This window comes from Neisseria dumasiana, from assembly GCF_022870885.1.
In the GTDB taxonomy this organism is placed as follows: Bacteria; Pseudomonadota; Gammaproteobacteria; order Burkholderiales; family Neisseriaceae; genus Neisseria; species Neisseria dumasiana.
In genome coordinates this window covers 1,644,523-1,665,457 of the sequence record NZ_CP091509.1, presented here as the reverse complement: position 1 = coordinate 1,665,457, position 20,935 = coordinate 1,644,523, and the positions used below count along the sequence as shown (strand labels likewise).

Annotated in this window: 15 protein-coding genes; 3 read left to right on the top strand and 12 right to left on the bottom strand. The window is 50.8% G+C overall.

The window, feature by feature from the left end:
* Positions 1-12 precede the first annotated feature (12 nt).
* The 11 genes from tssJ to tagF all read right to left on the bottom strand — a co-directional run bounded on the left by tssJ (position 13) and on the right by tagF (position 12,367).
* Complete coding sequence (gene tssJ / locus LVJ88_RS07675; RefSeq protein ID WP_085356913.1) at positions 13-639, bottom strand: type VI secretion system lipoprotein TssJ; 627 nt, start codon at positions 637-639, stop codon at positions 13-15.
* A 157-nt stretch (positions 640-796) separates the two neighbouring features.
* A complete protein-coding gene (gene tssH / locus LVJ88_RS07670) occupies positions 797-3,445 on the bottom strand; it encodes a type VI secretion system ATPase TssH (RefSeq protein ID WP_085418687.1) in 2,649 nt (882 codons plus the stop codon).
* Positions 3,446-3,527: 82 nt separating this feature from the next.
* A complete protein-coding gene (gene tssG / locus LVJ88_RS07665; RefSeq protein WP_085418686.1) occupies positions 3,528-4,568 on the bottom strand; it encodes a type VI secretion system baseplate subunit TssG in 1,041 nt (346 codons plus the stop codon).
* Positions 4,565-6,541: a type VI secretion system baseplate subunit TssF gene (locus LVJ88_RS07660; protein WP_085418685.1), complete on the bottom strand. Its 1,977-nt coding sequence runs from the start codon at positions 6,539-6,541 to the stop codon at positions 4,565-4,567. Before LVJ88_RS07660 ends, tssG begins: the two co-directional genes overlap by 4 nt.
* Positions 6,534-7,049, bottom strand: a complete 516-nt coding sequence (tssE, locus tag LVJ88_RS07655; protein ID WP_085418684.1) for a type VI secretion system baseplate subunit TssE — start codon at positions 7,047-7,049, stop codon at positions 6,534-6,536. Before tssE ends, LVJ88_RS07660 begins: the two co-directional genes overlap by 8 nt.
* Positions 7,050-7,081: 32 nt before the next feature.
* The gene (locus LVJ88_RS07650; RefSeq protein ID WP_085418683.1) at positions 7,082-7,897 is read right to left on the bottom strand and encodes a type VI secretion system accessory protein TagJ; all 816 of its coding nucleotides are present in this window, start codon (positions 7,895-7,897) and stop codon (positions 7,082-7,084) included.
* A gap of 160 nt (positions 7,898-8,057) precedes the next feature.
* Positions 8,058-8,540 (bottom strand): Hcp family type VI secretion system effector, encoded by a 483-nt coding sequence (locus tag LVJ88_RS07645; protein WP_009115598.1) that lies wholly within the window; start codon positions 8,538-8,540, stop codon positions 8,058-8,060.
* Positions 8,541-8,619: 79 nt separating this feature from the next.
* Positions 8,620-10,119, bottom strand: coding sequence for a type VI secretion system contractile sheath large subunit (gene tssC / locus LVJ88_RS07640; RefSeq protein ID WP_085418682.1), 1,500 nt, complete (start codon positions 10,117-10,119; stop codon positions 8,620-8,622).
* Between the two features lie 34 nt (positions 10,120-10,153).
* Positions 10,154-10,672, bottom strand: a complete 519-nt coding sequence (tssB, locus tag LVJ88_RS07635) for a type VI secretion system contractile sheath small subunit (RefSeq protein WP_085356906.1) — start codon at positions 10,670-10,672, stop codon at positions 10,154-10,156.
* A 68-nt stretch (positions 10,673-10,740) separates the two neighbouring features.
* Positions 10,741-11,808 carry a type VI secretion system protein TssA gene (tssA, locus tag LVJ88_RS07630; protein ID WP_085418695.1) on the bottom strand — a complete coding sequence of 356 codons (1,068 nt, stop codon included), beginning with the start codon at positions 11,806-11,808 and terminating at the stop codon, positions 10,741-10,743.
* A 4-nt stretch (positions 11,809-11,812) separates the two neighbouring features.
* Positions 11,813-12,367, bottom strand: a complete 555-nt coding sequence (gene tagF / locus LVJ88_RS07625; protein WP_085418681.1) for a type VI secretion system-associated protein TagF — start codon at positions 12,365-12,367, stop codon at positions 11,813-11,815.
* Between the two features lie 323 nt (positions 12,368-12,690).
* Here tagF and LVJ88_RS07620 point away from each other — a divergent pair, with 323 nt between their 5' ends.
* Positions 12,691-16,815 carry a DUF6531 domain-containing protein gene (locus LVJ88_RS07620; RefSeq protein ID WP_085418680.1) on the top strand — a complete coding sequence of 1,375 codons (4,125 nt, stop codon included), beginning with the start codon at positions 12,691-12,693 and terminating at the stop codon, positions 16,813-16,815.
* A 14-nt stretch (positions 16,816-16,829) separates the two neighbouring features.
* On the top strand, positions 16,830-17,264 hold the full coding sequence (locus tag LVJ88_RS07615; protein WP_085356901.1) for an Imm44 family immunity protein: 435 nt from the start codon (positions 16,830-16,832) through the stop codon (positions 17,262-17,264).
* A gap of 255 nt (positions 17,265-17,519) precedes the next feature.
* On the opposite strand, the gene LVJ88_RS07610 is transcribed toward LVJ88_RS07615, so the two are convergent.
* Positions 17,520-17,663: a hypothetical protein gene (locus LVJ88_RS07610; RefSeq protein ID WP_172392950.1), complete on the bottom strand. Its 144-nt coding sequence runs from the start codon at positions 17,661-17,663 to the stop codon at positions 17,520-17,522.
* A 138-nt stretch (positions 17,664-17,801) separates the two neighbouring features.
* Between LVJ88_RS07610 and LVJ88_RS12605 the strand changes: the two genes are divergently transcribed.
* Complete coding sequence (locus tag LVJ88_RS12605; protein WP_342346016.1) at positions 17,802-20,918, top strand: RHS repeat-associated core domain-containing protein; 3,117 nt, start codon at positions 17,802-17,804, stop codon at positions 20,916-20,918.
* Positions 20,919-20,935: the final 17 nt, after the last annotated feature.

Sequence of the window (20,935 nt, the reverse complement as noted above, 5' to 3'; positions counted from 1 at the left end):
AGTTATTATTTTTTATTTTTCTTCACGGAAAACGCCTTTACTAAGGTCGCTGTCGTGTTTGCGGACTTTGCCGCTTTCTTTAATGCGTTTATTGTCGGGGTGCCGTTCTTTGTATTCTTGAAGCATGTTTCTCATTTCAGCCTTTGACAATTGGCTTAATTTGTTTTTGCCGAGATTTAAATAGAAATAATGTTTGCCGAATTGATACCAGCGTTTTTTCTGTTTCAACAGTATCAGTTGCCATTGACTGTTATCCAAATCGCGATAACTGGCTACCACACCTAAATATTTCAGGTGGGAATCCATTTTTATCGGCAATATCGTAACCGTATCCGGGTGCAGCATGAATTGGTTTTGCTGGATTAATTTATCGCCTAAATTCTCTTTGGCATTGTTGGTAAGCTCGAAATAGTTTGCTTTCTTAAATTCGCCATCGGAAGACAATTGATATAAATCCAAGCGGATAGGTGAGGGGCGGCCGACCAAATCGGGATTTACATCAGGCGAAACAAGGATTTGGACATCAATCTTTTCACCGCTTTCATCGGATTCTTTCGGCGGTTTATGATTGGAAGCACATGCGCTCAATACTAAAGGTATTGCCAAGAATAATGTATATTTCATTAATTTTTTATGCATTTTAAGTGCCTAATCTTGGTTGGTAATTTATTACATTATTTATCATGCAATAAATCTCATCATTTATATATTATGCCGTTTGATAACTTGTATTTACATCGTGCAAATTGTAAGCATTAAGTGTTAGAAAGGCTAAACATATTTTAGTTTTTTCTTTTTACTTAACATTATCTTTTTTCTTGAATTTATATTTGTATATAAAGTCATGGTCTTTCACGCCGATGCTCACCGCCGAAACCTGTTTGCCTTGCGTTGCACAAGTGAGCAGTTCGCGGCTGATTTGCGGCAGAACGGTATTGGTGAGAATCGCATCGATCATGCGGCCGCCCGATTCGATTTCGGTGCAGCGCGAGGTAATCAGCTTCAGCACTTCGGGCGAGTAAGTGAGGTCAATGTTGTGGTTGTCTTTGATCCGTTTCACGATGCGGCCCAATTGCAACTCGACGATTTTCGCGAGCATATCGTCGGATAGCGGATAGTAGGGGATAACCTGCATGCGGCCCAGCAGGGCGGCGGGGAAAACTTTCAGCATGGGCGTGCGCAAGGCTTTGGCCAAGCCTTCCGGAGTCGGCAGCATGTCGGGGTCGTCGCACATGTCCATAATCAAATCCGTACCGACGTTGGTGGTGAGGATGATGATGGTGTTTTTGAAGTCGATGTAGCGGCCTTCGCCGTCTTCCATCCAGCCTTTATCGAATACTTGGAAAAAGATTTCATGCACGTCGGGGTGCGCTTTTTCCACTTCGTCGAGCAGGATAACGCTATACGGTTTGCGGCGCACGGCTTCGGTCAGTACGCCGCCTTCGCCGTAACCGACATATCCCGGCGGTGCGCCTTTCAGGGTGGATACGGTGTGCGCTTCCTGATATTCGCTCATGTTGATGGTAATCACGTTTTGCTCGCCGCCGTACAGGGTGTCGGCCAGAGCCAGCGCGGTTTCGGTTTTACCCACACCGGAAGGGCCGGCCAGCATGAAAACGCCGATGGGTTTGTCGGGGTTGTCGAGATTGGCGCGCGAGGTTTGAATGCGGCGGGCAATCGCATCCAAGCCGTGGCGTTGGCCGATGATGCGTTTGTTTAAAGTATCGGCCAGTTGCAATACGGCCTCGACTTCGTCTTTCATCATTTTGCCGACGGGAATGCCTGTCCAGTCGGCCACCACGTCGGCAATCGTGCGGCTATTGACCAACGGCATCACCAGCGGTTGGATACCTTGCAGTTCTTTCAGTTTATCGACCAGTTCTTTTTGGTGTGCGTACAACTGCTCGCTTTCATCATCGGCGGTTTCTTGCCCCACCTGCATGATTTGTTCGCGTACGGCCAACAGCTCGGTAACCAAGCCGGTTTCTGTTTGCCATCTTTCTTCCAATTCTTTCAGACGGCCTTCAACTTCAGCCAGTTCTTTGCCGATATTCGCCATCCGTTCTTCGGAATCGAAACTGAGTTTTTTCTCACGTTCCAGATTGGCTTGTTCGAGCTTTAATGCTTCGGATTTTTTTTGCAGATACTCGATGCTGCCCGGTACGGCGTGCTGGCTGACGGCAACGCGCGCGCAGGCGGTATCGATCAGGCCGACGGCTTTATCGGGCAGTTGGCGTGCGGGAATATAGCGGTGGGAGAGTTTCACGGCCGCCTGAATCGCTTCGTCGAGAATAATCACATTGTGGTGTTCTTCCAGTGAGGCGTTCAACGCTCTGAGCATGTTGACGGCTTTTTCTTCATCGGGTTCGTCTACCTGCACGACTTGGAAACGGCGGGTGAGGGCGGGGTCTTTTTCAAAATATTTTTTGTGTTCCGCCCATGTTGTTGCGCCGATGGTGCGCAGTTTGCCGCGGGCCAAAGCGGGTTTGAGCAGGTTGGCGGCATCGCCCGTGCCGGCTGCACCGCCCGCACCGATTAAGGTGTGGATTTCGTCAATAAACAGCACAATCGGCGTGGGGCTGGATTCGACTTCGTCCATCACCGCTCTGAGCCGCGATTCAAATTCGCCGCTGATGCTGGCACCGGCTTTGAGCAGGCCGATGTCCAGCAGGATTAACTGCACGTCTTGCAATCCGGGCGGCACGTCGCCTGCGGCCAAGCGCAAGGCCAATGCTTCGACCACGGCGGTTTTGCCGACACCGGCTTCGCCCGTGAGAATCGGATTGTTTTGGCGGCGGCGCATCAGGATGTCGATGATTTGTCTGATTTCGGCATCACGGCCTGTTAGCGGGTCTATTTCGCCGTTTTTGGCTTTTTCGGTAAGGTTGCTGCCGTATTTGGCCAACGCGCTTTCTTTATGGGTGGCGGTAGGTTCCGAAGACAAGGCGTTTTTAGCGGCATCGAGATTTTCTTCCGAACCGGCGGTAATGGCGATGATGTCGTCTGCCAGCGTTTCGGGTTTGATTTTGAGGAATTCCGATGAAATGTTGGCCAAGATGCCCTGCAAAGTTTTATTTTGCAGCATGGTGTAGAAAATATGCGCCGTGCGGATTTTGTCGGTGCCGAATTTCAGCGAGCTGTATGTCCAAGTTTGTTCGACAAGGGTTTGGATATGTTCGGAAAAATCGATAACGGCAGTGGCACCGGCAGGCAGTTTTTCCACGGCGGCCAATACGTCTTTGCGTACTTTCGCTTCGTCTAAATTGAAACGGTTTATCAGGCAGAAAATGTCGGTTTTTTCGGTTTGCAGCAGGGAATGGAGCCAGTGCACCAGCTCGACATAGCTGTTTTCCCGAAGGCGGCAGAATGTGTAGGCATTTTCCAGAGTTTTGTATAAGGTAGTATTCAACTTACCAAATAATACGCTGCGGCTGATGTCTGACATAAGATTTCCTTAAATAATCCAACATGTCCAAAACGGTTTGTAAGAGGCTTTTATCAGGATGAGGCCGTCTGAAAAAAGCCGTTTAACGGTTGCTGACGATTAAGTCTTCAGCGTCGCGGGAAACATTGCCCAGCCAAGTCGACAAGCCGAGCTGGGTTTGCCCGCCCAAATCCATCGGGGGAACTTCTTTTTGCATCAAAACGGGCTGTATGTCCCATTCGTATTCGTCTGCGGCAAACAGGCGCACCCATTCCCGCAGGCGGGCGGTGTTGGTGCCGTCTTTAAAAAACGACCGGTAGGCCGGCAGAGTCAGCGGGCCGATGATGATGCGGAATTTGCTTTGAACATCGTAAAGTTTGTCGCCCAGCAGCAAACCTTCTCCCAGCGTATAGCCGCCCGTTGCGCCGATTTGCGTTTTTTCCTCGGTAACTTCAACCCAGTATCCGACATTGGTTTGAATGGTAACGGGCGCTTTGAAATAGCGGTTGAGCAACTGTTGCAGGTTGGCGGCGGAGCGGCTTTGCTTCATCAGCAAACCGGCAAAATAACGCTTGGCAAATTCGTGAATCAGGCCTTCGTTGTGTATGGGCGGGGTATTCAGGCCGTTGAAGCTGGCGATGTATCTGCCGAAGCGGTCGTCGGCGTTTTTGTCTAAAGAAGTAATGCTCTGCGCGTTGGCCCATGCCCGATAAAACAAGACCGCTAAACGGTGTTGCAGCATATTGGCAAAGCCCGTCCATGTGCGGTCGCCGTGCTGATGTTGGCGCTCGTAGGCATATTCAGTCAAATGCAGGGGCAAGGGGCCGGAAGGGCCGAACAAACCGAAGCCGTTGATGGAAATTTCCGCATAATGGGGCGATAACGTTACTGATTGGATGTTGCGCGGGGAAAAAATAAGTGAAGGCTCTTGGCGGATTCTGATTTTTTCCATTTTCGGGCTGACGGCTTTGCCCAACATTTTGCCGCCGGTAATAAACTTAACCGACTCAAGCTGGCGCAAGAGTGCAAAGTAGTCATATTTATACGGTTGGGAGGCGACTTTGTTTAAAAAGCCGGTGAGTTTTTCATCCCAAGCATCGTCCAGCGGGTCGCCGAAATCCGTTTGCACGTTAACCGGATTCATATGACCACCCTTTCTCCAACCGCGGTCGGCCACGTGGCCACATGCCCTTGTTGGAGCGTGTCGATTTGCAGTTGTATAAATGAGTTGATCGACACCAAGCGCCGGAAATAATGGTTTAAAACCGAGCCGAACAGAAAGGGATGGATGCCGCCCAATTGTGCGTCGTCGAGCGTAACGGTGATTTTGATGCCGCGCACGGGAGCGGCGGTGCCGTGATGGCGAACCACCTTATTCACGACGGTGGTGTCCACCCGCGTGATCGATTCAATCTGTTTCTTCAGCAAATCGTTTTCGGAAGAAACAAACACCATCAATAATTCTTTCAAGGTAACGGGGGCATCTTCTTGGTCGGTGTTCAGCAGCGACAGATAGTTCAGGCTCAATTGGTTTAAAAACGGCCAAAGCGTTCTGTCTTCGCTCACCGCCGCAAGAGGCCGTGTCAGTTTAGAAATCAGTTTGATCGAGCTGACCGGCAAAAAGCCTTCGATTAGGAAATCCGACTCGCCATCACGCGGCATCATCAGCGGTAAATCCCTGCTGGTACACCAAGCATCGACGGAAAGGTGCTGGATGCCTGAATTGAAGGCGTAGTCTTTATTGTCGGCCAGCGACAAAAACACTTCGCTGCCCAGATAGGAAGAGCGGAAACCGTTTTTAACGGCGTTTTCAGACGGCATCCTGTCTGCCCGCCGTGCCGAAAAATAAGCGTGTTGGGTTTGCGTTTCGGGAAACAAACCCATATCCGGCGCTTTGTACATCGGCGAAAAAACCACGGTTTGGCGGTTGTTGGTGTCGAAGCCTTTTACCTGCTCGATAGAGTGGACTTCGTAATTCAGCGGCTGGGTGCGGTCGATAACGACATGGTGTTCCCGATCTTGGATGTTCACGGGGAAGCGCGCGCTCTTTTTTCTGAATAGATTCACAACCGGCACGGCGTTTACGGAAAAATCTTCCACGCCGACCAGCTCCGTCAGTTCGGATATTTTGTGGCTGAACAAAAATGAAAGGCTGAAATAGCGTTTGCGGTAAGTGATGATTTTTTTATTGATGCCCTTATCGCTCACGATTTCTTCCAACTGTTCGGGCACTTTGGGCAGATGGCCTTCTTTTTCGGCCTGCTGGACAGCTTGCTTGATATCTTTTTGGGCAATAAACAGGAATTTTTCCGGCAACCGCGCATATTCCTGAAGAATCCGAAACGCGCTGACCGATTTGTCCAGATTGAAAGACAAGGCTTCGTCTTCGCTAAATCCGCTGTGTTCCGGTTTGGACGGCAGCAGGAAGTGCCATTGTTTGGGGTTTTCATAACTGTGGCAGACTACGCCCACGCATTCGGAAGCCAGCAGGAACAGCAAAGAAGACGACTTGGAAAGCTCCGTGCCTAAAAATACAGGCAATGTGTCCGGCAGCATTTGCGAACACGCCCCGGGCACGCTGAGCGAAAAATCCAAGCGCAGGGCGGATTGCACTTTTTTGCCGGAAGAGAGTTTGAGCATGGGAAGCGCACCCGGCAAATAGCCGAGCGAATCGGTATATTTGGCTTTTTCTATACGCAGCGGCAGGATTTCGGTGGTTTTGGTTACCGAAAACGGGCAGCTTACCTTGAATTCGTCAATCGGCAGCGACCTCAATATTCTGCCTCGCTCCAGCAGATTGATAACATCGGCGTTGTATTGGCCGGCGGGCTCTAAATTGACAATGGCTGCCGCCGGTTTTTGGTTGATGAAGTCGGGGTAAACGACTTCTAAAATTCTTTGCACGAAACGGGGATATTCCGCATCCAGTTTAAGCTGGGTGCGGGCGGTGAGAAAGCTCACGCCTTCCAGCAGCCGTTCGACGTAAGGGTCGGGAATGTCGGAAGTATCTAAGGCCAGTCGGGAAGCCACTTTGGGATATTTGAGCGCAAACTCCCTGCCCATTTCTTTCAGGAAGGCCAGTTCTTTATTGTAATAAGACAGTAATTTGTTATTCACGGCCCGTTCCCCCTTCTAATAAATTAAACAGCCCGGTTTCGATATCCATGCTGGTTCGCAGCAGGAATTCTTTTGGATAAGGGTTGAGTTTCAGATGGCCTTTGATTTCAATAATCAGTTTGTTGTGCAAGGCATCGTCGTCATCGTCTTCGGTGTTCACAATCACTTGCAGCGATTTGTTGTCGAGCCGCGGTTCGAAATCGAGAATGGCTTGCTTGATGTTTTGCTCCACGTCCTGCCATTCTATGTCGGAAAAATTAACGCCGGAAAGGGGCGGAATGCCGTAGTTGAGCGTGGAAGAACGCACGTTTGCGGGCAGGTGTTGCTCCATGGTTTCCGCTTGCAGGTTGCAGGTGTTCAGCAGGTAAAGAATATCGCGCAGCACGGCTTGCCGATATTGGTCAAGATTGATGGCCTGATCGGGTCGTGCTTCTTTTTTTTTGCGCGGCTCTTCGTCGGTGAGTCTGTCGAACAAAGAGGGCAGCAGTTGGTTTTTGAATGGCGACATGATTAATTGCCGTGGCTGACGGATGGGTGGGTTTAACGGTGTTGCCCGAATTTAATGCTGCGAATATCCAACAGGCCGAAATCGTGGTTGTCGGTGTACAGCATCTTCTGGCCGATGCCGGTGAAAAGCTGGTCTGCCGCTTCAACCCAGTCGGTTTGCGCGCATTGCAGCAGCAGATCCGACCATTCCGATTCTGCCTCGGGTAAAACGGCATAGCGGGCGGGGCTGGTGCATTGGATGCATTCGCCGTGGCTGAATGTGATTTCAGACGGCCTCCAAATCACGTCGAGCAAGGAGGCGGGTGCTTTGAAAGAAATGCTTTCGATGGAGCCCCAAGTTTGCCAGTAGTATTGACCGCGGTAGAAGTATTCGTAAACGAAAGCGGTGCGCACGTCGCCGTCTATGATCCAGCTGCCGGATGCATCGGCAACCGATTTGTCTGTCAGAAGATAGGTAATGTTTACCGGTGTTTCGTCGATGTCGTCGGATAAAGCGGCATAGCCGTCGGCAAGGGCCGCGCCTTTTTGTTCTGCCACATGGGCGACCAAAGAGAGTTGTTTTTGCAGAATATCGAGCTTGCCGGCGTGCTGTTCCAGCGTTTTCGGCTTTTGCTGTGCCGCTAAAACGGCTTGGCGGCGCATTTCTGCTTCGATGTTTTCAATGAGGTAGAGCATCAGGGGCTTTTGGGTGTTGGGGAAGAGCTTTTGGTATTGCCCGATCTGTTTCAGCGCCTGATCCCATTTTGCGCACAGGCAGAGATATTGAATCAATGCCAAACGGTGTTCCTGATTGTCGGGATTTGAACGCACCAGTTCAATCATGTCCGATAATTTAGTTTTCAAATCCATCTCAGCAACTCCTTGTTTATTTTTGTAGAAAGTGCAGTAAGAGCGAAAGCCCGAATCAACTTTTCAAGAAGGGTAGAGGCCGTCTGAAAAGTGTATATATGTAAAGCCTGACTTAAAACGCCTTTTAAGCCAGGCTTCTCCAACTAAACGTACATAAAGATTATGCAGATTTATTTTCTTTGATGTTGAAGGCCATCTGAACTTCGGCGCCTTTGGAACCTTTATCGGTTTGTTCCCAATATTGGTTTTTCACTTTGGCAGCTTGGAATGAGTAACGCATTTTCAGCGCGTCATTGCCTTGTACGCCGATGAATTTCACACCGGTTACCAAAACGTCTTCCAATGTGGTGCGCGAATATTCGATTTGCTCGCCGCCGGCTTTGCACACGGAGATTTCTACTTTGCTCAAGTGTTGGCCGGTAGCACAGTTTTTCAGAATGGTCGGAGCGGCTTTGTCGATGGCGGCCACTACGGTCAAGTCGTTAAAATTCACTTTGCCGGCACCGCCGCCGCCGCCGCTGGTCATCGAACCGGGTTGTTCGGCACCCCAGTCGAAACTTTCGATATTGGTCCAGTCTTTGTGGTTGGCATCTTTTGATTCGCCGTTTACACCTTCAACTTTCATGAACATATCAATAGCCATGTTTTACTCTCCTTGTTAAGAAATTTAAGCGATCAGACAACAGGGCACGAGTATGCCCGACTAAATAAACCAAACCCGACTATTCCTGTTTAGCCGAAGGCAGTTTGGAAACCAAGCGCAATGAAACGGTAAGCCCCTCAAGTTGGTAGTGCGGACGCAGGAAGAATTTGGAAGTGTAGTATCCGGGGTTGTCTTCCACTTCTTCAACCACTACTTCCGCCGCCGCCAACGGTTTGCGGGCTTTTGTTTCTTGGGTAGAGTTAATCGGGTCGCCGTCTACATAATTCATAATCCATTCGTTAAGCCAGCGTTCCATGTCTTCGCGTTCGCGGAAAGAGCCGACTTTGTCGCGCACGATACATTTCAGATAGTGGGCGAAGCGGCAGCATGCAAACAGATAAGGCAGGCGGGCGGACAAACGGGCATTGGCCGTAGCATCGGGATCATAATATTCGGCAGGCTTGTGCAGGGATTGTGCGCCGATAAACGCTGCCAAATCGGTATTTTTGCGGTGGATCAGCGGCATAAAGCCCAATGCTGCCAGCTCGGCTTCGCGACGGTCGCTGATGGCGATTTCTGTCGGGCATTTCATGTCCACGCCGCCGTCGTCGGTCGGGAAGGTGTGACAGGGCAGGTTTTCAACGATACCGCCGGATTCCACGCCGCGGATAGAAGTACACCAACCGTAGTATTTGAACGAGCGGTTGATGTTTACCGCCATCGCATAGGCTGCGTTGGCCCAAGTGTATTTGTTGTGATCCGCGCCTTCGGTTTCTTCTTCAAAATCGAATTCGTCCACAGGATTGGTGCCGGCACCATAAGGCAGGCGCGACAAGAAACGCGGTAAGGCCAAGCCGATGTAGCGTGAATCTTCGGAATCACGCAAGCTGCGCCACGGTGCGTATTCGGCGTTTTGGAAGATTTTGCTTAAGTCGCGCGGATTGGCCAATTCCTGCCAAGATTCCATCTGCATCAGTTTGGGCGATGCGCCGGCGATAAACGGGCAGTGTGCGGCTGCGGCAATTTTTTCGAGACTGCTGAGCATTTCCACATCGGGTGCGGAATGGTCGAAATAATAGTCGCCAACCAAGCAGCCGAAAGGTTCGCCGCCGAACTGGCCGTATTCTTCTTCGTAAATGCGTTTGAACAGCGGGCTTTGATCCCAAGCCGTGCCTTTAAAGCGCTTCAGGTTGCGGGCGACTTCTTTTTTAGAAATCGGCAATACTTTGATTTTCAGCAGGGTGTCGGTTTCGGTATTGGTAACCAAATGATGCAAACCGCGCCATTCGCCTTCCAGCTTTTGAAAATCTTCGTGGTGCAGAATCAGATTGATTTGTTCGGAAAGTTTTCTGTCGAGTTCGGCAATGATTGCTTCGATGGTTTGATAAGTGTCGTCTGAAATCGTAACGACATTTTGCAAGGCTTGTTGCGCCAATGTTGCTACGGCATTGGTTACGGCACTTTTGGCTTCTTCGGTTTTGGGTTTGAATTCTTTTTGCAGCAGCTGTTCAAATTCGCTCGCTGCAAACGCGGTTTGCGCGCCGCCGCCCCCTTGGATATCTAATTGCTTTTCAGCCATGATTCACTCTCGCTTTATTGGTTTTCATCCGAAATTACTGCCCGTCTTTGGGTGTTGCTTTGGGTGCGGCCGCAAGGCTTTTCAGCAGCTCGCTGTCGCCCAAGACTTTTCCGATCAATTCCTCCGCACCGCTCTTGCCGTCCATGTATGAGAGCAGGTTGGAAAGCTCCGTGCGCGCTTGCAAAAGCTCGTTTAGAGGTTCTACTTTTTTGGCTACTGCGGCGGGTGAGAAATCGTCCATGCTTTCAAATTCGAGTTCTACGTTCAAATTGCCTTCGCCGGTAAGCGTGTTTTTCACGTTGAAGGCCACGCGCGGTTTGAGGGCTTTCATACGCTCGTCGAAATTATCTACGTCGATTTCCAAAAACTTGCGTTCTGCCAAATCGGGAAGCGGTTCGACAGGTTTGCCGACCAAATCAGCCATCACGCCCATTACAAACGGCAGTTCGATTTTTTTCTCAGAACCATACAGCTCTACGTCGTACTCGATTTGTACGCGCGGTGCCCGGTTGCGGGCGATAAACTTTTGACCAGATGATTTGTTTCGTGACATTTTCGCTAACCTCTAAAATTGTTAAAGTTGTTTTCCAACAAACTTTAGTGCATTAATCCTAGACCGTTTCAGTCGTCGGAAGTTCCTGTTTCTTCGTCCGGCTTGCCGATTAAAACTTCGAGATTGGCAATGCTTTCCGGACTGATGTCTTTCATGATGTCGTAGAAATCCATGTTCATCAGGCGTTGCACCCTGCGGATAAACAGCGGGGCAGGGTGGCTGGGCTCAAGGGTTTCAAAATAGACGCAGATTTTCTCCAAAGCCAAATCGACATCGGCGCGGTTTTTGATATTCAGACGGCGCCACGCATCGGCATCTTGGAAAGCCGTTTGCTCTTGTGTGCCGGTTGGGGCAGAAGTTTCGGCTGTGTGGTCTGTTTGCTCTACCTGTTGCGGCTGCGGTGTGCTGCCGTCGTTGTAATTGACGGCTTTATGAATCAGGGTGAGCGGCTTTTGAATGACCTCGAAATTGAGGGAATGCTCGTCTTGCAGCTTGGTTGAGAAAGTATTTTGGATGTCTTTCAGATGGCCTAATGCTTGGATCAAAGCCACCAATTCCGGCTTGCCGGTGTCGGCACTTACCCTGATGTCGAGCATCAGCCGGTCTTTTCCGCCCGGATAGCTTTGCGGATCATTGCCTTGTAACACCGAAACCGCTTCTTTGACGGTAACCGGTTGCTGGGTCAGCCCGTTTACCAGCAGTTTGGACGGAAAAATTTCTTTAACGATGCCGTCGAGCGTAGTAAAAGAACTGAGCGCATTGATGCGGTAAAACGGGTCGTATTCACCGTCTTCATCTTCGAGCTTAGGGAAAACCGAATCCCAATATGAATCAATATTGGCTTTAACGGCTTCGCAGCCGGCGCAGAATCCGACAAGCCCATGTTTGGCAGTGAGAGCTTGCGTGTAATAAGCCAAGACGCGCAGGTCTTTCGATTCGGCCAGTAATTGGTTGCATAATTTCTCTACCGTTGCCCAATCCGGTTCTTCCGCAGGAATAATGGTGTCGCCGTATTGTTGCTCGGGCTTGCCTTCGGCAGCACTTTGCAGCTCCAGAAAGCGGCTGTCGTATTCGATATTCACCCCTTCAGGAGCATCGGCGGAAATAGGTTCGTCCCATCGGGAAAATGTTTTCATCAGTTTACGATCCAAATAATTTATTAAACAGAGAACACGAGAGCTCGCCTTCGTGTTCTATATGGCGGCCGCTTTCGCTTTCCTGCCAAAAACTGCCGGTATCGCCTGAATGAGATAAATAGTTTCGGAAAGGTTCGGATAAAAGAACGGGGCTATGGCTTGTGCCGGCGTTAAAGCAATTTTCGATAACACACTTGCCGTTGTTTAAGGTGTTGCGGAAGAAATCTGTTTTTTCAGCAATAAAGCTGACGGAATCTGATAAGTCGGAATGAGAGTCGGGTTTGCAGAATAATACGAAAGGATATTGCCTGCCGGTTTGGTCGGCGCTGAGAGCGGTGATGCCCGTATAAGCCATACCGTCGGATAGTTTGATGCAAAACAGCCAAATTCGCGGCGCGGCAAATGTTTTTCGGGTAAACGGGATTAATCTGTCTTGGCTGGTGCAACGGCCAAACCAGCCGTCCCAAAAATGTTTATCGTCGGCTTGAAGATTATCGGAAACAATAAAATCGCGAGATTGGCTTAGTTTGCCGAAAAAATAGACTTCTCTTTGTAGCATTAATCGTAATCCCAACAATATGGATGAAATGACGATTATTCCCCTACAGATATTTTTGTTTTTAATTTTTCGGCTACTTTACCATAATTTTGATTGGTGCATTAACACTATTTATTTTCAGACGGCCTAATCATTTACCTAAGTTATTCTTATTCAAAGGAACAAATGTCGAGTTTTGATGTCTGAGCTAAGATTGCTTTTGGTTGCTGTCAACGCAATGCAGCATGTTCAAATGCACAGAAGCGATTTAAAATTTATTTCAGAAATCTGCGGTCGCTCTATTTTTAATTTTAAAAACAACGGAATTTTGACGGAGTAATCTCATGGCATCTTTCGGCAACACCATAGGCATTCTCATTCCCCAGCCTTCTGCGCCGGCCATGGTGTCCCAAGGCTCCGCCAATCCGCCCGAACCGCTGACCAATGCCGCCGGCCCCGTTGAAGTAATCGAGATGGTGGCCGATGTCGCTTCTACCGCTTTATCAATTGTTTCCCCCGATTCCGCCGTATCTGCGGCTGTTGATGTCGCTTCTACGGTGATTTCTTTAGCCTCAATGATTCCCGGTGTGCCGGGGCCGAAGCCGCCTACCAAAAAGACCGTGAGCGGTTTCAGTGGCGGCAGCGGTGCGGGGTTTGACGGTGGGTTGGTTACAGGTTCGGGAACCTGTATTGCCTGTAAGGTGGCCGCCGCAGTCGGCCCTCCGGTTAATGCCGTTCTCGGTATCAAGATCTTGTTTGACGAAACCGAAGCGGATTTTGCATTTGACGGGCCGCTTCCGTTTGTATGGCAGCGTAGCTACTATTCCGACCAACTCGGTAACGGCTGGCTGGGGCAGGGCTGGTCGCTGCCTTTCTCGATGCGTTTGGAACGCCGCGCAAACGGCTTTCTTTATATTGACGAACAAGGCCGGGAAATTCCGCTGCCGGATATTGATGACGAGCAAGACGAACCGCAATATGCCGACGATGATGAAGACGGTTTGGATATAGAAGATGCCGATCCGTTACCTGAATCTGCGGAAGAAGATCCCTACGGTTTGGAATCGGCTTATTTCGATCCTTACGAGCAAATCTATTTCTCGCAAATTTCAGACGGCCTCTACCAAATCGCCTCACCTGACGGCGGTGCCCGCTTATGGTTCGCCGAAGTCGACGAAGGCGACGGCATTTACCAACTGATTGCCCAACTCAACCGCAACCATCACCACATCCGCCTTTGCTACGGCGACAACGGACTGCCGCACAGCGTTTACGACAGCAACGGCAGGCAGTTCCAATTACATTTCTCCTCCATCCGCCTAAACGACAGCGACGAAGTATTCGATGCCGCTGCCGAATACGGCGTATTTGTCGGCAAAGACAACAATCTTTACGTCAACCGCCTAACCTCGGTTACCTTCAACAGCCGCGAACTGGTGCGCTACGGCTACGACGGCTACGGCGATTTGACCGCCGTTTACGGCCGCGACGGTAAACGTCTGCGCGGTTTCGCCTACCGCAACCATATTATGATCGAGCACAACCAGCCCGACGGATTGGTATCGCGTTACGAATACGACCGTTACGACATCAACGGCAAAGTGCTCAAAAGCCATACCAATCTCGGCGAAGCATGGACGTTCGACTACCGCGAGGGCTACACCCGCGTTACCGACGCATTGGGCAGGGAAGAAATTTACGGTTTCGACGAGAACTACGAAGAGATTTACCACATCGATGCCGACGGCCATCGTACCGATACGGAACGCGACGACTGGGGGCGGATTACCGTCCAACGCGACGAACTCGGCCGCGAAACCCGTTTCAGTTATGACACCTTCGGCAACGTGATCAGCATCACCGCGCCCGACGGCAGCCGCACCCAAATCGATTACCACGACAGCTTAAACCTGCCGGTTGCCGTCAACGATCCCGCCGGCAGAATCACCGAATACGCCTACGACGGGCGCGGCAACCTGATTCACATCACCGACCCCGCCGGCCACAGCACCGGGTACACCTACAACGAACAATGGCTGCCCGCCACCATTACCGACGCACTGGGCAAAACCAAACAGCTCGAATACGATTCAGACGGCCGACTGATCCGCTATACCGATTGCTCAGGCGAATCCACCCGTTTCAGCTACACCGAATACGGCGACTTAGAAACCGTTACCGATGCCCTCGGCCATACCACCCGCCATCATTACGACGCAGCCGGCAACCACATCCGCAGCGACTACCCCGACGGCAGCCATGAGGCTTTCGAATACGACCGCATCAACCGTCTGATTGCCCACATCGACGGCCTCGGTGCCAAAACCGAATACGAACTGGCGGTAGACGGCTTACCGGTCAAACGCACCAATGCGCTGGGCCATAGCTTCGGCTACCGCTACGACCAAGCCCGCAGATTAACCGTCCTTACCAACGAAAACGGCGACAGCTACCGCCTCGATTACGACAACACCGACAACCTGATTCAAGAAACCGGCTGGGACGGCAAAATCACCGGCTACGCCTACGATGCCGCCGGCCAACTGACCGAACAAACCGAATACGGCCTTTCGGACGGCCTAAACGCCGACCACCCCGAAATTTGGCATATCCACCGCTTCAAACGCAATATCCTCGGCCAGCTGGTAGAAAAAACCAGCCGCCGCATCGACGGCGCTCCCGTTCCCGCCGAAGAGGGCAAACACTACAGCCGCATCCGCTTCGACTACGACCCGCTGACCGGCAATCTGGTCAAAGCCCGCAACCGCCACAGCAGCGTCGAACTCGTTTACGACGTACTCGACCAACTCGTCAGCGAAACCACCGTCCACAACGGCCAAAGCGCAACGGTGGGCTATCAATACGACCCGCTCGGCAACCGTATTCAAACCGTTCTGCCCGACGGCCGCAGCATCAACTACCTCTACTACGGCAGCGGCCACCTGCACCAAATCAACCTTGACGGCGAAACCATCAGCGACATCGAACGCGATAAACTGCATCAGGAAATCCAAAGAACCCAAGGCACTTTAACCAGCCGCTACGATTACGACCCGATGGGCCGTCTGAAACACCAAACCGCCACCGCCAACCGCACCTTGCAGCACAACGGCAAACTCAATACCCTGGTCGGCGGTGCAGTGCGCCGAAGCTACCGCTACGACAAAGCCGGCAACCTGATTCAGACCGCCGACCAACGCAGCGGCGTATTGGATTACGTGTACGACAAACTCGGGCGGATTGAAAGCGCCGTCAACAAACAAACCGGCAGCCGCGAAAAGTTCGCCTTCGACCCCGCACACAATATTCTGTCGGACAAAGTTTCAGACGGCCTCAAAGACACCAAAGGCCTGTCTGAACACCTTTCAGACAGGCCTCACACAGGCCGTCTGAAAAGCCGCAACATCGGCAAAGGCAACCGCCTCGAGGAATACAACGGCACCGAATACACCTACGATGCCTTGGGCAATATGATTTACCGCCAGCTGCCCGACGGCGAGAGCCAGTTGTTCCAATACGATACCGAAAACCAACTCGTACTGGCCGAAATCAAAAAGAACAGCGGCGAAAGCCAAACATGGGAATATGCCTACGACCCGTTCGGCAGACGCTTGAGCAAAGAACGAACCGATAAAGGCGCCTTAACCGCTACCGCGCCGAAGCAAACCCATTTCGTTTGGGACGGCAGCCGCCTGCTGCAAGAATATAACTACCGCGGCAGTTACAGCTATATTTACACCGACCAAGACAGCTACGAACCGCTGGCGCAAATCTTCGACAACGCCAAAGACGGCAAACAATACCTAAGCTACTTCCACACCGACCAAATCGGCATCCCGCGCGAGATGACCGACCAGCTCGGCAATCTGCTGTGGTACGGCGAATATACCGCTTGGGGCCGTCTGAAAACAGACGAGCGGGTTTATCAGCATGCGCACCAGCCGTTTAGGTTGCAAAACCAGTATTGCGATGAAGAGACGGGGCTGCATTACAACCTGATGCGGTATTACGAGCCTGATTGTGGCCGTTTTGTGAATCAGGATCCGATTGGGTTGTGGGGTGGGGATAATCTTTACTGGTTTGCACCTAATTCACAAGCTTGGATAGATGTTTGGGGATTATGTAGATATGGAAAAAGAAGAAAAGACGGGAATTGCCCTAAGAAGCGTGGTCGTAAGCGCAAGCGCAAGCCTAAATCAGGCGAGCACGGCAATAGTCATGCGTGCACTAGAAGGACTCAAGGTTATACATTAAGAAGCAAAGATAATCATGAGGAAATTCTGAAATATGGAGAAACAACCAGAGGTACACTAAGATATACAAAAGCATATATGGAAGAAATTAATGCAGAGATGGTATTTGAAGCAAGTGGAACAAAAAAAGCTATGCATCAATGGCAACATGAGAAAATATTAGCTTATAAAGAAAAACATGGTAGAAGACCTAAATTAAATTTATCAGATTATTAGTTTTGGAGTGAGTTATGAAATTTTGGGCATCACAAGAGTCAGATTTTACTGTTGCTGAACATATTAGTATTATCAGGAAATTAGTTGAGCCACTATTAAATCAACAAATCTCTGGAGTTAAACTCAATAATTCTCAATATGAAGAGTGGGAATGGGCATTTATAGCTATTTGTTTAGGCCCAAGCTCTCCAAGAGAAGAAGAGTATAAGGAAATTATCCGCCGTAGCCTGAAAAATAAAACCTTGGAATTTCGTCTGTACATTAAATACGAAGATTTCCTAAATGCAGATTTTGAAAAACAATTGAATTTATACTGTCAAGCATTGCACCGTTGCTTAGATGTTCCTGAAATGGATAAATGGAAATTTGCTAAAGAAGATAGGGAATTATTGCATAATATATTGAATCAAGTCGAAAAACAGATACTTGAAGGGCGTAATTCTGTCTAATGTTTTTCAATCTGTATAGATGCACTAAGCATAGATTGCGTTGCAAAGCCCAACACAAGCCGCAGACTTAGCCAAAACCTTTCAGCAAGCCGTAGCCTGTATAAAATGTCTCTTTTGCAGGTAGGGTGTGTGCCTTAGGCACGCACGCATTCCTATTTCTTAGCTTTCAAGGCCGTCTGAAAAAAACTAGCTAAAATCTTTTTCAGACGGTCTTCTGTTCTTTAACAATTTAAACTTGCTCATGGCGGTGCCCGTTTATGGTTCGCCGAAGTCGACGAGGGCGACGGCATTTACCAGCTCATCGCCCAACTCGACCGCAACCATCACCACATCCGCCTTTGCTACGGCGACAACGGACTGCCGCACAGCGTCTACGACAGCAACGGCAGGCAGTTTCAACTACACTTCTCCTCCATCCGCCTAAACGACAGCGACAAAGTATTCGATGCCGCTGCCGAACACGGCGTATTTGTCGGCAAAGACGACAATCTTTACGTCAACCGCCTAACCTCGGTTACCTTCAACAGCCGCGAACTGGTGCGCTACGGCTACGACGGCTACGGCGATTTGACCGCCGTTTACGGCCGCGACGGCAAACGTCTGCGCGGTTTCGCCTACCGCAACCACATCATGATCGAGCACAACCAGCCCGACGGGTTGGTATCGCGTTACGAATACGACCGTTACGACACCGACGGCAAGGTATTGAAGAGCAGCAACAACAGCGGACGGGAGTGGCATTTCGATTACCGCCAAGGCCATACCCGCGTTACCGACGTACTCGGCCGCGTCGAAATCTACGGTTTCGATGAAAACAACGAAATGGTGTACCACATCGATGCCGACGGCCACCGCACCGATAGCGAACGTGACGACTGGGGGCGGATTACCGTCCAACGCGACGAACTCGGCCGCGAAACCCGTTTCAGTTATGACACCTTCGGCAACGTGATCAGCATCACCGCGCCCGACGGCAGCCGCACCCAAATCGATTACCACGACACTTTAAACCTGCCGGTTGCCGTCAACGATCCCGCCGGCAGAATCACCGAATACGCCTACGACGGGCGCGGCAACCTGATTCACATCACCGACCCCGCCGGCCACAGCACCGGGTACACCTACAACGAACAATGGCTGCCCGCCACCATTACCGACGCACTGGGCAAAACCAAACAGCTCGAATACGATTCAGACGGCCGACTGATCCGCTATACCGATTGCTCCGGCCAAGCCACCCGTTTCAGCTACACCGAATACGGCGACCTCGAAACCGTTACCGATGCCCTCGGCCATACCACCCGCCACCATTACGACGCAGCCGGCAACCACATCCGCACCGACTACCCCGACGGCAGCAGCGAAAGTTTCGAATACGACCGCATCAACCGTCTGATTGCCCATATCGACGGCCTCGGTGCCAAAACCGAATACGAACTGGCGGTAGACGGTTTACCGGTCAAACGCACCAACGCCCTCGGCCATAGCTTCGGCTACCGCTACGACCAAGCCCGCAGATTAACCACCCTTACCAACGAAAACGGCGACAGCTACCGCCTCGATTACGACAACACCGACAACCTGATTCAAGAAACCGGTTGGGACGGCAAAATCACCGGCTACGCCTACGATGCCGCCGGCCAACTGACCGAACAAACCGAATACGGCCTTTCAGACGGCCTCAAAGCCGACCGCCCCGAAATTTGGCACATCCACCGCTTCAAACGCAATATCCTCGGCCAGCTGGTGGAAAAAACCAGCCGCCGCATCGACGGCACCCCCGTTCCCGCCGAAGAAGGCAAACACTACCGCCGCACCCGCTTCGACTACGATCCGCTGACCGGCAACCTGATAAAGGCGAGAAACCGCCACAGCAGCGTCGAACTCGTTTACGACGTACTCGACCGACTCGTCAGCGAAACCACCGTGCACAACGGCCAAAGCGCAACGGTAGGCTATCAATACGACCCGCTCGGCAACCGTACCCAAACCGTTCTCCCCGACGGCCGCAGCATCAACTACCTCTACTACGGCAGCGGCCACCTGCACCAAATCAACCTCGACGGCGAAGTCATCAGCGATATCGAACGCGACCGGCTGCATCAGGAAATCCGAAGAACCCAAGGCGCTTTAACCAGCCGCTACGACTACGACCCGATGGGCCGTCTGAAACACCAAACCGCCACCGCCAACCGCACCTTGCAGCACAACGGCAAACTCAATACCCTGGTCGGCGGCGCAGTGCGCCGAAGCTACCGCTACGACCAAGCCGGCAACCTGATTCAGACCGCCGACCAACGCAGCGGCGTATTGGATTATGTGTACGACAAACTCGGGCGGATTGAAAGCGCCGTCAACAAACAAACCGGCCGCAGCGAAAAGTTCGCCTTCGACCCCGCGCACAATATCCTGTCGGATAAAGTTTCAGACGGCCTCAAAGACACCCAAGGCCTGTCTGAACACCTTTCAGACAGGCCTCACACAGGCCGTCTGAAAGGCCGCAACATCGGCAAAGGCAACCGCCTCGAAGCATACAACGGTATCGAATATACCTACGATGCCTTGGGCAATATGATTTACCGCCAGCTGTCCAACGGTGAAAGCCAGTTGTTCCAATACGATACCGAGAACCAACTCGTATTGGCCGAAATCAAAAAGAACAGCGGCGAAAGCCAAACGTGGGAATATGCCTACGACCCGTTCGGCAGACGCTTGAGCAAAGAACGAACCGACAAAGGTGCCCTAACCGCCACGGATCCGAAACAAACCCATTTCGTATGGGACGGCAGCCGCCTGCTGCAAGAATATAACTACCGCGGCAGCTACAGCTATATTTACACCGACCAAGACAGCTACGAACCGCTGGCGCAAATCTTCGACAACGCCAAAGACGGCAAACAATACCTAAGCTACTTCCACACCGACCAAATCGGCATCCCGCGCGAAATGACTGACCAGCTCGGTAATCTGCTGTGGTACGGTGAATATAGCGCTTGGGGCCGTCTGAAAAAAGACGAGCGGGTTTATCAGCATGCGCACCAGCCGTTTAGGTTACAGAACCAGTATTGTGATGAAGAGACGGGGTTGCATTACAACTACTTCCGCTACTATGAGCCGGATACTGGTCGATTTATTAATCAAGACCCGATTCGTTTAGTGGGAGGAGATAACCTTTACTGGTTTGCTCCAAATGGACAAGGGTGGCATGATTTTTTGGGCTTGAGAAGCACAAATAGACTAAAATATTTGGGAAAAACTCCATCAAAAGTTTCTGCGACAGGTCGTGCAGTGATGAAACGTATGCTCGATGAAGGTTTAATTACCGGTATTACAAAAGAACAAATTGATAAACTAACTAGTGCGTCCGATATTCACGAGAAGCACCCAGATGCAAAATTTACCGATGTAAACGGTAAGGAATATCCTCTAAGGGACGCACATATGGGACATAATCCGGAAGATGCCGTGGACTATTGGAATAGGTGTGGTCGTTATCATGGGGCTAAATCACAACCTGTTAGAGCTTGGATGTTAAATTCTGATAATTATAGGTTGGAATATGGACCAGGAAATTGTTCACGTGGAGGAAAAAGCACATCACGGTATAAAAAACCACGAAAACCAAGAAACGGGAAAGTACCTAAAGGTTGTTAACTATATAAAAATTTAAA